This is a genomic window from Rhodococcus sp. Chr-9 (assembly GCF_000801125.1).
GTDB classification, from domain to species: domain Bacteria; phylum Actinomycetota; class Actinomycetes; order Mycobacteriales; family Mycobacteriaceae; genus Rhodococcus; species Rhodococcus pyridinivorans.
On the sequence record NZ_JTIZ01000104.1, the window covers coordinates 1 to 13,048 of the forward strand.

Genomic DNA, 13,048 nt, shown 5'->3' on the forward strand with positions numbered 1-13,048 from the left:
GGGGTCGTTCGATGCCGGCGGTGAAGGTCACCACGATGCTGTCCTCGGAGAACGACAGGTCGATCAGATCACCGGGTCCGTAGCCGGGCAGGCCGCACACCCACAGCTGGTTCAGATCGTCCATCACCTGCTTGGGCGTGACCCCGAGATCGCGGGCGGCCTCGGCCGCGCTGATCCCCGGGTGCGCCAGGAAGTAGGGCACGAGATTGAGCAGTCGTCCCAGTCGCGCCGACAGTCGTGTGCTCATCGCTCCTCCTCCCCCGCATCCGTGACCGCCTGTTCGAGGATGCGGTGCACCTCGGCCCGTAACTCCGGTGGGTCGAGCACCAACGCGTCCGCGCCCTGCCCGGCGACGATCCGGGCGATCCATTCCCACGAGCGCACCGGCACCTCGAGTTCCACCCCGTCGCGGTCTCCGATCCGCCGTGCCGCGCCGGTCCGTCCGAGCCGGCGTAGCTCCCACGCGCGTCCATCGGCCACCCACAGGCGTGCCGATCCGCTGACCTCCGCCGGGGAGGTCGCGGCGAGCACCCGCCCCCGCAGATCCACGCCCTCCGGGATCTGCACCGCCCCCTCTGGGCCGATCGCGGTGATCTCGTCGCCGATGCGCGAGAGCCGGAAGGTGCGCACGGCGTCGCGGTCGCGGTCGTGGCCGACGAGATACCAGCGGCCGTGCACGGTGACCACACCCCACGGTTCGACGGTGCGCGTCGACCACGGCTCGGTGGGGGAACTGCGGTGGGTGAACCGCACCGCGCGGCGCGCGTCGATCGCGGCGAGCAACGCCGTCAACGCGGGTTCGGAACCGCGGGCGCGCGGCGGCAGCGGCGCGACGACCTCCCCGCCGTCGGAGTCGACACGGATCCCGGCGGCGCGCAGCTTGAGCACCGCACCCTGCGCCGCGGCGGTCAGCTCCGGCGATTCCCACAGCGCGGCGGCGACGGCCACGGCGGCGGTCTCCTCGCGGGTGAGGTCGATCTCGGGCAGTTCGTATGCGTCGCGGTTGATGCGGTAGCCCTCCACCGTCGACGACCGCGACGGCCGGCCCGTCTCGAGGGGCACCCCGAGATCGCGCAGTTCGTTCTTGTCCCGCTCGAACATGCGGCTGAACGCCTCGTCGCTCGCGCATTCGGAGTAGCCGGCCACCGAGGCACGGATCTTCTCCGCGGTCACGAACTGTCGGGTGGACAGCAGCGCGATGACCAGGTTCACCAGCCGTTCGACTTTCGAGATCGCCACGCGCCAACCCTAGTGCCCGCGCGCCGCCGGCACCGCATCACCGTCCATCGGAGCGGACCGGACGGTCCGCTCCNGATGAGCCGTTCGACGCGTTCGTCCACGGACCGGAACGGGTCCTTGCACAACACGGTGCGCTGCGCCTGGTCGTTGAGCTTCAGATGCACCCAGTCGACGGTGAAATCGCGGCCCGCGGCCTGCGCGGCGGCGATGAAATCACCGCGCAGCTTCGCGCGGGTGGTCTGCGGCGGGGTGTTCACCGCGGCGTCGACGGACTCGTCGTCGGTGGCCCGCGCCGCCAGTCCCTTGCGTTGCAGCAGGTCGAACACACCGCGTCCGCGTTTGATGTCGTGATAGGCCAGGTCGAGCTGGGCGATCTTCGGGTCGGACAGCTCCATGTTGTAGCGGTCCTGGTAGCGCTGGAACAGCTTGCGCTTGATCACCCAGTCGATCTCGGTGTCGACCTTCGCGAAGTCCTGCGATTCGACGGCGTCGAGGACGCGGCCCCACAGGTCCACCACCTGCGCGACGTGCGGGTCGGGTTCGCGCTGGTGCAGATATTCCACCGCCCGCGCGTGGTATTCGCGCTGGATGTCCAGGGCGCTGGCCTGCCGGCCGCCGGCCAGGCGCACCGGGCGCCGGCCCGTCAGGTCGTGGGAGACCTCGCGGATGGCGCGGATCGGGTTGTCGAGCGCGAAGTCCCGGAACGGCACCCCGGCCTCGATCATCTCGAGCACCAGCGCCGCCGACCCCACCTTGAGCATGGTGGTGGTCTCGGACATGTTCGAGTCCCCGACGATCACGTGCAGGCGCCGGTACTTCTCGGCGTCGGCGTGCGGCTCGTCGCGGGTGTTGATGATCGGCCGCGACCGGGTGGTCGCCGACGAGACGCCCTCCCAGATGTGCTCGGCGCGTTGCGACAGGCAGAAGGTAGCGGCCTTGGGGGTCTGCAGCACCTTCCCGGCGCCGCAGATCAGCTGGCGGGTCACCAGGAAGGGCAGCAGCACATCGGAGATGCGGGAGAACTCGCCGACGCGGGCGACGAGATAGTTCTCGTGGCAGCCGTAGGAGTTGCCCGCCGAGTCGGTGTTGTTCTTGAACAGGAAGATGTCGCCGCCGATGCCTTCCTCGGCGAGACGCTGCTCGGCGTCGATGAGCAGTTCCTCGAGGACCCGCTCACCGGCATGGTCGTGCTCGACGAGCTGGAGCAGGTCGTCGCACTCGGCGGTGGCGTACTCGGGGTGCGAGCCGACATCGAGATACAGTCGCGCCCCGTTCCGCAGGAAGACGTTCGAACTACGCCCCCAGGACACCACCCGGCGGAACAGATAGCGGGCCACCTCGTCGGGGCTCAACCGACGATGCCCGTGGAAGGTACACGTGACGCCGAACTCCGTCTCGATACCCATGATTCGTCGCTGCACACCTCGACAGTACCGCGCGAACCCGACCCCCATGGGTCGCAACGACATCTACGGTCGAGGTGTGATCGTTCCCGAGCGTTACCGCACCGCCGACCGGGCCCTGTTCGAGCGCTCCGGGGCGCTGCGCGCGTCCCCCGCCGACCCGCTGCTGCGCGATCTCGGACGCGCCGCCAACCACAGTGTGCTGTGGGTGGCGTGCGCCGCGGTGTGCGCCACCGCCGGCGGTCACGCCCGCCGCGGGGCGGTGCGGGGTCTGCTGTCGGTGGCCGGGGCCAGCGCCTTGACCAACGGGCTGCTCAAACCGCTGTTGCCGCGCCGCCGGCCCCCGGCGCGCACCGACCCGAAGTTTCGGCGCCGCACGGTGCCGATCCCCCGCTCGTCGTCGTTCCCGTCCGGGCACGCCGCGTCGGCGGCGGCGTTCGCGACCGGGGTGGTGCTCGAATCCCCTGCGGCTGGGGCGGTTCTGGCGCCGCTGGCCGCGGCGGTGGCCTATTCGCGGGTGCACACCGGCGTGCACTGGCCCGGCGACGTCGTCGTCGGCGCCGCGGTCGGGGCGACGGTGGCGTGGTCGACGCGCCGCTGGTGGGCGGTGCGCAGCCGCGAACCGGCGACCGTGCAGGTCGCGGCGGCCGCGCCCGCCCTGCCCGGCGGCGACGGAATGCTGCTGGTGGTCAACCGCGATGCCGGGACCGCCGAGGAGATCGCCGCGCGGGTCACCGCCGCGCTACCGGGGGTGCGTCGCGTCGATCTGGATCCCGACCGCGATCCGGCGGAGCAGTCGGAACGTCTGCNCGGCTGCCGGTGGCGGTGTTCCCCGGCGGCACCCTCAACCATTTCGCGCTCGACCTCGGCGTGGTGGATCTGGAGGAGACGGTGCGGGCGGTCACCGCCGGGCAGGCGGTGGCCGTCGGGCTCGGGCAGGTGACGGTGACCGGGCCGGACGGGCGCACGGTGCGGCGGTTCGTCAACACCGCCAGCTTGGGCGGCTATCCGGATGCGGTGCGGTTGCGGCAGCACTGGGAACCGCGGATCGGCAAGTGGCCGGCGGCGGGGTTGGCGATGCTCGCGGTGCTGCGCACGGCGAGCCCGATGCCGGTGCAGATCGACGGGGCGGGGCGGGCGGTGTGGTTGCTGTTCGTCGGCAACGGCCGCTACACCCCGGCAGATCAGGTGCCGATGTCCCGGGCGCATCTGGATCCGGGCACCCTCGACGTGCGGTATCTGCCGGCCGAGAGTCGGTTCTCGCGGCTGCGTCTGCTCCTCGCTGCGGCGACCGGCACCCTCGGCGCGTCACCGATGTATCGGCAGCGGCACATCCCGGGCCTGGCGGTGGAGGTCATCGGGGATCCGGTGGCGTTGGCCACCGACGGGGAGGTCCTCGCCGACGGCACCGGTTTCGACTTCGAGGTGGTGCCGTCGGCGTTGACGGTCTATCGGCTCGCGGTGGATCAGCCCGCGTCGGGACCGGACCCGGTCTCCGAGCCGGTCGCGGTGTCGGACCCCGATTCGGGGGCCGGATCGGCGGGCGTCTCCGACGGCGCCGCCTGAGCGGACCCGGTGCTGGGCAGCAGCGCGTCGAGCGCCGCCCCCGAGATACGCCGGAAGGCGCGGCGCGGCCGCTGCTTCTCGAGCACCGCGACCTCGAGTTCCCCGCGGCCGAGCACCCGCGGCGCCGCATCGGCGGTGGCGGGCTGCTGCAGCGCGGTCACCGCCACGGCGACCGCCTCGTCGAGCGGCAGACCCGGCTTGTACGACGAGCGCAGCGCGGTGATGATCGGTTCGGTGTTGCCGCCCATCACCACGAACTGCGGTTCGTCGACGATCGAGCCGTCGTAGGTGATGCGGTACAGCTGCGGGCCGTCGTCGGTGTCGGCGCGCCCGACCTCGGCGACGCAGATCTCCACCTCGTACGGCTTGGGCTGCTCGGTGAAGATGGTGCCGAGGGTCTGCGCGTAGGCGTTCGCCAGTGCCCGCCCGGTCACGTCCCGCCGGTCGTAGGAGTAGCCGCGCATGTCGGCGTGCATGATCCCGGCGCGCCGCAGATTCTCGAACTCGTTGTACTTGCCGACGGCCGCGAAACCGACCCGGTCGTACAGTTCGCTGATCTTGTGCAGCGCCTTCGACGGATTCTCCGCCACCAGCAGCACACCGCCGGCGTAGGTCAACGCGATCACCGACCGGCCGCGGGCGATGCCCTTACGGGCCAGCTCCGAGCGATCGCGCATGATCTGCTCGGCGGACGCATAGTACGGAAGTGTCACCGGGCATCTCCTGCGGTGCGGTCGGCCACGATGGTGCGGGCCAGCTCGGACAGGGTTTCCTCCGCGACGGCCACGGCCCCGGCCGCGGTGATCACCACCGCCGTCGGGTAGATCCCGCGGGTGGTGTCGGGACCACCGGTGGCGGTGTCATCGTCGGCCGCGTCGTACAGCGCCTCGACGGCGCTGCGCAGCGCGCTCTGCTCGTCGGCATCGGCGCGGTAGAGCTTCTTGAGCGACGAGCGGGCGAACAACGATCCGGAGCCGACCGCGTGGTAGCCGGCGCGTTCCTCGTAGCGGCCCCCGACCACGTCGTAGGACACGATCCGCCCGGCGCGGTGCGCATCGGACGCGTCGAGGTCGAAACCGACCAGCAACGGCACCACGGCCAAGCCCTGCATGGCCGCACCGAGATTGCCGCGCACCATCGACGAGAGCCGATTGGCCTTGCCGTCGAAGGTCAGCGGCACACCTTCGATCTTCTCGTAGTGCTCGAGTTCGACCGCGAACAGTCGCACGAGCTCGATCGCCAGACCCGCGGTGCCGGCGATGCCGGCCGCCGAATAGTTGTCGGTGATGAACACCTTGTCGACATCGCGGGAGGCGATCAGGTTACCCATGGTCGCGCGCCGGTCGCCGGCGATGAGCACACCCCCGTCGAAGGTCAGCGCCACGATGGTGGTGCCGTGCGGGGCGAGGTCCACGTGGTCACCTCGTTCGAATCGGAACCGGTTCTCCGGCAGCATCTCCGGGGCGTGCATCCGCAGGTGGTCGGAGAACGACGACAAGGGCGACGCGAGGTGCAGCTTCGGCTGCACCTCGCGGTNTGCACATATGCCCGCACGAAGTCCTCTGCGTTCTCCTCGAGCACGTCGTCGATCTCGTCGAGAAGATCGTCGGTGTCCGAGGCGAGCTTCTCGCGACGCTCCTGACCGGCACCGCCGTCACCGACGACCTCGTCGTCGTCTCCGCCGCCACCGCGTGTGGTCTGCTCCTGTGCCATAGCCGCCGACCTCCTCCTGTACTCGGCGCGGAACCGTCACCGGTCGACGATCGGTGTGGTCACCGCTGCTTCGAACTCCTACCCTACCCAGCGAACCGGTCCACCGGTGGCGACACGCGTACTCGCGGCCTGTGATCCGGCCACCGCCCTCCGCCGGGAGGGGTGGTCAGTGAGTGAGCTGATCGACCAGTTCCGCCGCCGACTGCGCAGTCTCGAGCAGCTCCCCGACATGCGCGCGGCTGCCACGCAGCGGCTCGAGCGTCGGGATGCGCACCAACGATTCGCGACCGAGATCGAAGATCACCGAATCCCAGCTCGCCGCCGCGATATCGGCACCGAAACGGCGCAGGCACTCACCGCGGAAGTAGGCGCGGGTGTCCGACGGCGGGGTGTGCACCGCATCGAGGACCTGCTGCTCGGACACCAGCCGCTGCATCGACCCGCGGGCCACGAGGCGGTTGTACAGGCCCTTGTCCAGGCGCACATCCGAGTACTGCAGGTCGACCATGTGCAGGCGCGGCGCCGACCAGGACAGTCCCTCGCGGTTGCGGAAGCCCTCGAGCAGCCGCAGCTTCGCGGGCCAGTCCAGCAGGTCGGCGCATTCCATCGGGTCGCGTTCGAGCAGATCGAGCACCATCGCCCACTTGTCGAGGATGTCGAGGATCCGCTTGTCCTCGGTGCCATCGTGGAACTTCGCGACCCGCTCGTGGTAGATCCGCTGCAGCGCCAGACCTGTCAGCTCCCGGCCGTCGGCGAGCGCGACGGTCTTGCGCAGCGACGGGTCGTGGCTGATGTGGTGCACCGCGGTGACCGGGCGGGCGAGCTGCAGATCCGACAGGTCGATGCCGGCCTCGATCAGGTCGAGCACCAGCGCGGTGGTGCCGACCTTGAGGTAGGTGGACATCTCCGCCAGATTCGCATCGCCGATGATCACGTGCAGGCGCCGGTACTTGTCGGCGTCGGCGTGCGGCTCGTCGCGGGTGTTGATGATGCCGCGCTTGAGGGTGGTCTCGAGACCGACCTCGACCTCGATGTAGTCGGCGCGCTGCGAGAGCTGGAAACCGGGCTCGTCACCGGACTGGCCGATCCCGACCCGGCCGGAGCCGGTGATGACCTGCCGGGAGACGAAGAACGGGGTCAGGCCCGCGACCACCGCGGAGAACGGGGTCTCCCGGTCCATCAGGTAGTTCTCGTGGGTGCCGTAGGAGGCGCCCTTGCCGTCGACATTGTTCTTGTACAGCTGCAGTCGCGGCGCGCCGGGCACACTCGACGCGTGCCGGGCGGCGGCCTCCATCACCCGTTCCCCGGCCTTGTCCCAGATCACCGCGTCGAGGGGGTCGGCGACCTCCGGGGCGGAGTATTCGGGGTGGGCGTGGTCGACGTACAGGCGCGCCCCGTTGGTGAGGATCATGTTCGCGGCACCGACCTCGTCGGCGTCGATGACCGGGGCCGGGCCGTTGAACCGCCCCAGATCGAAGCCCCGCGCGTCGCGCAGGGGCGATTCGACCTCGTAGTCCCAGCGGGTGCGGCGGGCGCGCGGCACCCCTTCGGCGGCCGCGTAGGCCAGCACCGCCTGCGTGGAGGTCAGGATCGGGTTCGCCGATGGCTCGTTGGGTGAGGAGATCCCGTACTCGACCTCGATACCGATGATCCGCTGCATGCCCTCGAGCCTAGGCGATCCGGACGCTCACGGTCGTGACCAGCCCCGCCACCGGTCAGCGGTGCGGCTGCGGGGTGCAGTCCAGATAGCCGTGCGCCCCGATCGCCTGCAGCGCCACCCGGCCCGAGCGGCGCCCGCGATGCTCGACCACCGCGGTGCCCGGCAGCAGCTGCGCGAACGGGGTGGTGACCCGGTTGGTGACGATCTTGTCGAACCGGGCCAGGGTGCGCGGCAACGGCACGGTCGGTCTCCCCCTGGATAGGCCGCGACGGCCGGACCTTCCGGAGGAGGGAAGGCCCGGCCGTCGCGGATCGATTGTCGCGGGTCGATTCCTACAGGTACTGGCCGGTGTTCGACTCGGTGTCGATCGCGCGGCTCGCGCTGGCGTTCTTGCCGGTGACCAGGGTGCGGATGTACACGATCCGCTCGCCCTTCTTCCCCGAGATCCGGGCCCAGTCGTCCGGATTCGTGGTGTTGGGCAGGTCCTCGTTCTCGGCGAACTCGTCGACGATCGAATCGAGCAGGTGCTGCACCCGCAGACCGGGCGCCCCGGTCTCGAGCACCGACTTGATCGCATACTTCTTCGCCCGGTCGACGATGTTCTGGATCATCGCGCCGGAGTTGAAGTCCTTGAAGTACAGGACCTCCTTGTCGCCGTTGGCGTAGGTGACCTCGAGGAAACGGTTGTCCTCGGACTCGGCGTACATCCGCTCGACGACCCGCTCGATCATCGCCCGCACGCACGCGACCCGATCGCCGCCGAACTCGGCGAGATCGTCGGCGTGCACCGGCAGGCTCTCGGTCAGGTACTTCGAGAAGATGTCCTGCGCGGCCTCCGCGTCCGGACGCTCGATCTTGATCTTCACGTCGAGGCGGCCGGGCCGCAGGATCGCCGGGTCGATCATGTCCTCACGGTTCGACGCGCCGATGACGATGACGTTCTCGAGCCCTTCGACACCGTCGATCTCGGCGAGCAGCTGCGGCACCACCGTGGTCTCCACATCGGAGGACACACCGGAACCGCGGGTGCGGAAGATCGAATCCATCTCGTCGAAGAACACGATCACCGGGGTGCCCTCGGACGCCTTCTCCCGGGCCCGCTGGAAGATCAACCGGATGTGCCGTTCGGTCTCACCGACGAACTTGTTCAGCAGCTCCGGGCCCTTGATGTTCAGGAAGAACGACTTCGCTTCCTTCGAATCGTCCCCGCGGGCCTCGGCGATCTTCTTCGCCAGCGAGTTCGCGACCGCCTTCGCGATCAGGGTCTTACCGCAACCGGGCGGGCCGTACAGCAGCACACCCTTCGGCGGGCGCAGCGAGTACTCGCGGAACAGGTCCTTGTGCAGGAAGGGCAGCTCCACCGCGTCGCGGATCTGCTCGATCTGCCGGCCCAGACCGCCGATGTCGCTGTAGCCGACGTCCGGGACCTCCTCGAGCACGAGATCCTCGACCTCGGCCTTGGGGATCCGTTCGAAGGCGTAGCCGGCCTTGCTGTCGACCAGCAACGAATCACCGGGGCGCAGCGTGAACGAGTTCTCGTCGTCGACGAGCAGATCGGTCTTGTCGTCGGCGGCGGCCGCGGCGAGCGGGGCGGCCAGCCACACGATGCGTTCCTCGTCGGCGTGCCCGACCACCAGCGCGCGGGTGCCGTCGTCGAGCACCTCCCGCAGGGTGGTGATCTCGCCGACGCGTTCGAAACCACCGACCTCCACGACGGTCAACGCCTCGTTCAGCCGCACCGTCTGACCGGGCCGGAAGGTGTCGAGTTCGAGATTCGGGGACACCGCGACCCGCATCTTGCGGCCCGAGGTGAACACGTCGACGGTCTGATCGTCGAACGTCTCGAGCAGCACCCCGTAGCCGCTCGGCGGCTGGGCCAGCCGGTCGACCTCCTCGCGCAGCGTGATCAGCTGCTGGCGCGCATCCTTGAGGGTCTCGAGCAGTTTGCCGTTGCGGACCGTGAGGGACTCGAGCCGGGCTTCGAGATCGCGTACCTGATCGGACGGTTCGCCGAGCCGACGACGCAAGGTCGCCACCTCTGCGCGCAACTCTTCGATTTCGCGTGCCGCCGCAACCGCATCCGGCTTCTCTGACGAGCTCATAGCGACTCCCTCCACTGTCGGTCATTCCACGCTACCGGGACATCGCCCCACATGGGGGAGGACACGAAACAGTCGTGTTCCGAACATGTGTCGCGCGTGGGGCGCGCCATGGCGCCGCACCTCCGGCACGCTGTTAGGCTCCCCTAAATATCGTGCGTCGACCGTTTCTCTCGAAAGGTACTCCTCCGTGACCCCACGTCCAGTTCGCACACTCTGCGCCGCCACCGCGATCGCCGCCCTCACCGCCCTGACCGGCTGCAGCTCCGACGACGCCGGCGACGACACCGCTGCCACGACCAGCGCCACGACGACCACCAGCACCACCGTGACCGCCGCGGTCACCGTCGAGCAACTGCAGGAACAGATCGACGTGTTCTTCGACCCGGCCGCCACCACCGAGGACCGTGCCGCGGTCGTGGAGAACGGCGCCGCGCGCACCGCCGTGCTCGATCAGTTCACCGGTGTGCTCGCCGGCTACCCGCTCACCGGCACCGTCGGCGAGATCACCACGGTCGACGCCGACACCGTCACCGCGACCACCGAGGTCGCCGGCCCGCACGGCGGCGCCCCGATGCCGCTGACCTTCGAGCAGATCGACGGCACCTGGGTCATCGCCGACGAGAGCGCCTGCTCGATCCTGGCCGCGGGCACGCTCAGCTGCGAATAACCCCTGCGGGTCGGCGTCGGCTCAGCCCTTGCTGGGCCGGCGCTGCGGCTTCGGGGTCTCCACCCCGTCCTGCAGGCGCCGGGCACTGACCAGGAACGCCGTGTGCCCCTGCATCCGATGCTCCGGCCGCACCGCCAGCCCCACCACGTGCCAGCCGCGCACCATCGACTCCCACGAACGCGGCTCGGTCCAGCAGGTCTGCTCCCGCATCGCCTCGACCACCCGCGACAGCTGCGTCGTCGTCGCCACATAGACGATGAGCACCCCGCCGGGCACCAGCGCCTTCTTCACCGTCTCGAGCACATCCCAGGGGGCGAGCATGTCCAGCACCACCCGGTCGACGCGGCCGTACTTCTCGACGTCGTAGTCCGCCAGATCCCCGAGCACCGTCGTCCAGTTCGCCGGGCGCTGCCCGAAGAAGGTGTCGACATTGCGCTCGGCGTATTCGAGATGGTCCTCGCGCACCTCGTAGGAGATCACCCGGCCGCTCTCGCCGACGGCGCGCAGCAGCGAACACGTCAGCGCGCCGGAACCGGCGCCGGCCTCGAGCACCGTCGCGCCGGGAAAGATGTCGCCCTCCTGCACGATCTGCGCAGCGTCCTTCGGGTAGATCACCTGCGCACCGCGCGGCATCGACATCACATAGTCGACGAGCAGCGGACGCAACGCCAGATAGGGGGTGCCGTTGGTGGAGGTGACCACCACACCCTCGTCGGTGCCGATCAGATCGTCGTGCAGGATCCCGCCGCGATGGGTGTGGAACTCCTTGCCCGGTTCGAGCACCACGGTGTACTTGCGGCCCTTGGCGTCGGTCAACTGCACCCGGTCCCCCACCTGGAAGGGTCCGCTGCGCCCGAGTCCGCCTACTGCCATCGCCGTGTCCACCTTCGTTCCAGCCCCGCACCCGGGATCGGGCACGCGGGTCCGGCACCGTGTCGGACCCGCGTCCTAGCCTGCCAGGTGTGACCACAGCTGCGCCCACACCCCCCACCGACACGACGCGGCCGGTCGCCCTGTCCCCCTCCCGGGCCGCCGACTTCACCCGCTGCCCGCTGCTCTACCGCTTCAAGGCGGTCGACCGGCTCACCGCACCCCCGACCCGCGCCCAGGCACGCGGCACCGTCGTGCACGCCGCCCTCGAAGCGTTGTTCGGCCTCGACGGACCGGCCCGCACCGCCACCGCCGCGCAGACCCTGCTGCCCGACGCCCTGGCCCGGGTCCTCGCCGCCACCCCCGATCTGGGCGTGGACACCGACGACGCGGGGTTCCTCGCCGAGGCCGCTGCGCTGCTGGACACCTACTTCACCGTCGAGGACCCCACCGCGGTCACCGCCGACGGCTGCGAACTGCGGGTGGAGACCACCCTCGACGGCGACGTCCCGCTGCGCGGCATCATCGACCGCCTCGATGTCGACGCCACCGGTGCGGTGCATGTCGTCGACTACAAGACCGGCCGCGCCCCGTCCCCGCGCGGCGAGCGGGCGGCGCTGTTCCAGCTGAAGTTCTACGCGCTGATCGTGTGGCGGCAACGCGGCATCGTCCCGGCCTCGCTGCGGCTGCTGTATCTCGGCGACGGTCAGGTGCTGCACTACCGGCCCGACCCCGAGGAACTGCGTCGCTTCGAACGGATCGTGCGGGCGATGTGGGCGACGATCCGGCAGTTGCGCGCCAGCGGCGACTTCCGCCCCAATCCCGGTCCCGGCTGCCGGTGGTGCGATCATCGGGCATTGTGCCCGGCGTTCGGCGGTACCCCACCGCCGTATCCCGCCGACGGCGTTGCGACGCAATCGACACCGGGCGCGCCCCACCGCATCGAGCAGCAGGAGAATCCCGAGTGAGCGACGCCGCCTACTACGTGCCGGTCCCCCGGCCGACCACCCCCACCGGCCCGGTCGACGACGTCGAGATCGCGGTGTTCCGCCCCACCGAACACACCGTCAGCACCTGGGGACCGCACCTGCAGCACGGCGCCCCACCCTCGGCGCTGCTCGCCCGCGCCATCGACCGGCACCGGCCCCGCCCCGACACCCGCCTGAGCCGGCTCACCGTCGAACTGCTCGGCCCCGTCCCCCTCACCGACCTCGAGGTGCGCACCCACATCGAACGACCCGGTCGCCGCATCGAACTGGTCGTCGCCGAATTGTGGACCACCGCCCCCGACGGCACCGACCGCCCGGTGGCGCGCGGCACCGGCTGGCGCCTCGAAACCATCGACCTGCCGCAGGTCGCGCGGACCTCCGAAACCCCGCTGCCCGCCCCCGACCACTTCGAAGCCACCGCCCCGCACGTCTTCTGGAAGGGCGGCTACATCGACACCGTCGAATGGCGCATCATCGTCCCCTTCGGCGCTCCCGGCCTGTCGTCGGCGTGGGTGCGCAGCGAGATCGCCCTCGTGGAAGGCGAAACCCCCAGCGGGCTCGACCGGTTGATGAGCGTCGCCGACGTCGCCAACGGTGTCGGATCCAAACTCGACCCCCGCGAGTACACCTTCCTCAACACCGAACTGACCGTGCACCTGTTCCGCGCCCCCGAGTTCCGCGAACAGGACTGGGTGGGGATCGCCGCGGAGATGTCCGTCGGACCCGACGGGGTCGGCATGACCGCCGGTCTGCTCTACGACGAGACCGGCGCGCTCGGCCGCATCGCCCAGAACGTGCAGGTGCGGTCCCGCTGATCAGCGGGACCGCACCGGAAGATG

The 13,048-nt window shown here is 70.1% G+C and carries 11 protein-coding genes and 4 pseudogenes; 5 read left to right on the forward strand and 10 right to left on the reverse strand.

The features are described 5' to 3' along the window. From QR64_RS15455 to pafA, 3 genes and pseudogenes are all read right to left on the reverse strand, one after another. Window positions 1–247, reverse strand: a pseudogene (locus QR64_RS15455) (protein pafC); the annotation flags it as partial. Next, a complete protein-coding gene (locus QR64_RS15460) occupies window positions 244–1,239 on the reverse strand; it encodes a helix-turn-helix transcriptional regulator (protein ID WP_006552178.1) in 996 nt (331 codons plus the stop codon). The gene QR64_RS15460 and the pseudogene QR64_RS15455, both read right to left, overlap by 4 nt. A 74-nt stretch (window positions 1,240–1,313) precedes the next feature. Then, a pseudogene (gene pafA, locus QR64_RS15465) lies at window positions 1,314–2,660 on the reverse strand (Pup--protein ligase); the annotation flags it as partial. A 31-nt stretch (window positions 2,661–2,691) separates the two neighbouring features. On the opposite strand from pafA, the gene QR64_RS27950 reads away from it, so the two are divergent. Continuing rightward, window positions 2,692–3,451: phosphatase PAP2 family protein (locus QR64_RS27950; protein WP_318025578.1), on the forward strand; the 760-nt coding region annotated here is incomplete at its 3' end. 1 nt (window position 3,452) lies between these two features. Then, window positions 3,453–4,208 (forward strand): annotated as a pseudogene (locus QR64_RS27955) (diacylglycerol/lipid kinase family protein); the annotation flags it as partial. Here the strand turns inward: QR64_RS27955 and prcA are convergent. From prcA to arc, 6 genes and pseudogenes are all read right to left on the reverse strand, one after another. Then, entirely contained in the window at window positions 4,109–4,921 is an 813-nt protein-coding gene (gene prcA, locus QR64_RS15475; protein ID WP_039586087.1) for a proteasome subunit alpha, read from the reverse strand. The pseudogene QR64_RS27955 and the gene prcA sit on opposite strands and share 100 nt — an antisense overlap. Further along, window positions 4,918–5,736 (reverse strand): proteasome subunit beta, encoded by an 819-nt coding sequence (gene prcB, locus QR64_RS15480; protein ID WP_152640962.1) that lies wholly within the window; start codon window positions 5,734–5,736, stop codon window positions 4,918–4,920. Before prcB ends, prcA begins: the two co-directional genes overlap by 4 nt. A 9-nt stretch (window positions 5,737–5,745) precedes the next feature. Next, window positions 5,746–5,921 (reverse strand): annotated as a pseudogene (locus tag QR64_RS25950) (ubiquitin-like protein Pup); the annotation flags it as partial. 166 nt (window positions 5,922–6,087) lie between these two features. After that, a complete protein-coding gene (gene dop, locus QR64_RS15485; RefSeq protein ID WP_006552172.1) occupies window positions 6,088–7,581 on the reverse strand; it encodes a depupylase/deamidase Dop in 1,494 nt (497 codons plus the stop codon). A 55-nt stretch (window positions 7,582–7,636) separates the two neighbouring features. Next, complete coding sequence (locus QR64_RS15490) at window positions 7,637–7,822, reverse strand: hypothetical protein (protein WP_039586089.1); 186 nt, start codon at window positions 7,820–7,822, stop codon at window positions 7,637–7,639. A gap of 91 nt (window positions 7,823–7,913) precedes the next feature. Then, window positions 7,914–9,683 carry a proteasome ATPase gene (arc, locus tag QR64_RS15495; protein WP_024101038.1) on the reverse strand — a complete coding sequence of 590 codons (1,770 nt, stop codon included), beginning with the start codon at window positions 9,681–9,683 and terminating at the stop codon, window positions 7,914–7,916. A 187-nt stretch (window positions 9,684–9,870) separates the two neighbouring features. On the opposite strand from arc, the gene QR64_RS15500 reads away from it, so the two are divergent. Next, window positions 9,871–10,350 (forward strand): hypothetical protein, encoded by a 480-nt coding sequence (locus tag QR64_RS15500; protein WP_006552169.1) that lies wholly within the window; start codon window positions 9,871–9,873, stop codon window positions 10,348–10,350. Window positions 10,351–10,371: 21 nt separating this feature from the next. Here QR64_RS15500 and QR64_RS15505 read toward each other — a convergent pair whose 3' ends face one another. Further along, on the reverse strand, window positions 10,372–11,223 hold the full coding sequence (locus QR64_RS15505) for a tRNA (adenine-N1)-methyltransferase (protein ID WP_019289521.1): 852 nt from the start codon (window positions 11,221–11,223) through the stop codon (window positions 10,372–10,374). A gap of 89 nt (window positions 11,224–11,312) precedes the next feature. On the opposite strand from QR64_RS15505, the gene QR64_RS15510 reads away from it, so the two are divergent. Then, window positions 11,313–12,188: a RecB family exonuclease gene (locus QR64_RS15510; protein ID WP_033098346.1), complete on the forward strand. Its 876-nt coding sequence runs from the start codon at window positions 11,313–11,315 to the stop codon at window positions 12,186–12,188. Further along, window positions 12,185–13,024 (forward strand): thioesterase family protein, encoded by an 840-nt coding sequence (locus QR64_RS15515; RefSeq protein ID WP_019289519.1) that lies wholly within the window; start codon window positions 12,185–12,187, stop codon window positions 13,022–13,024. Before QR64_RS15510 ends, QR64_RS15515 begins: the two co-directional genes overlap by 4 nt. Window positions 13,025–13,048: the final 24 nt, after the last annotated feature.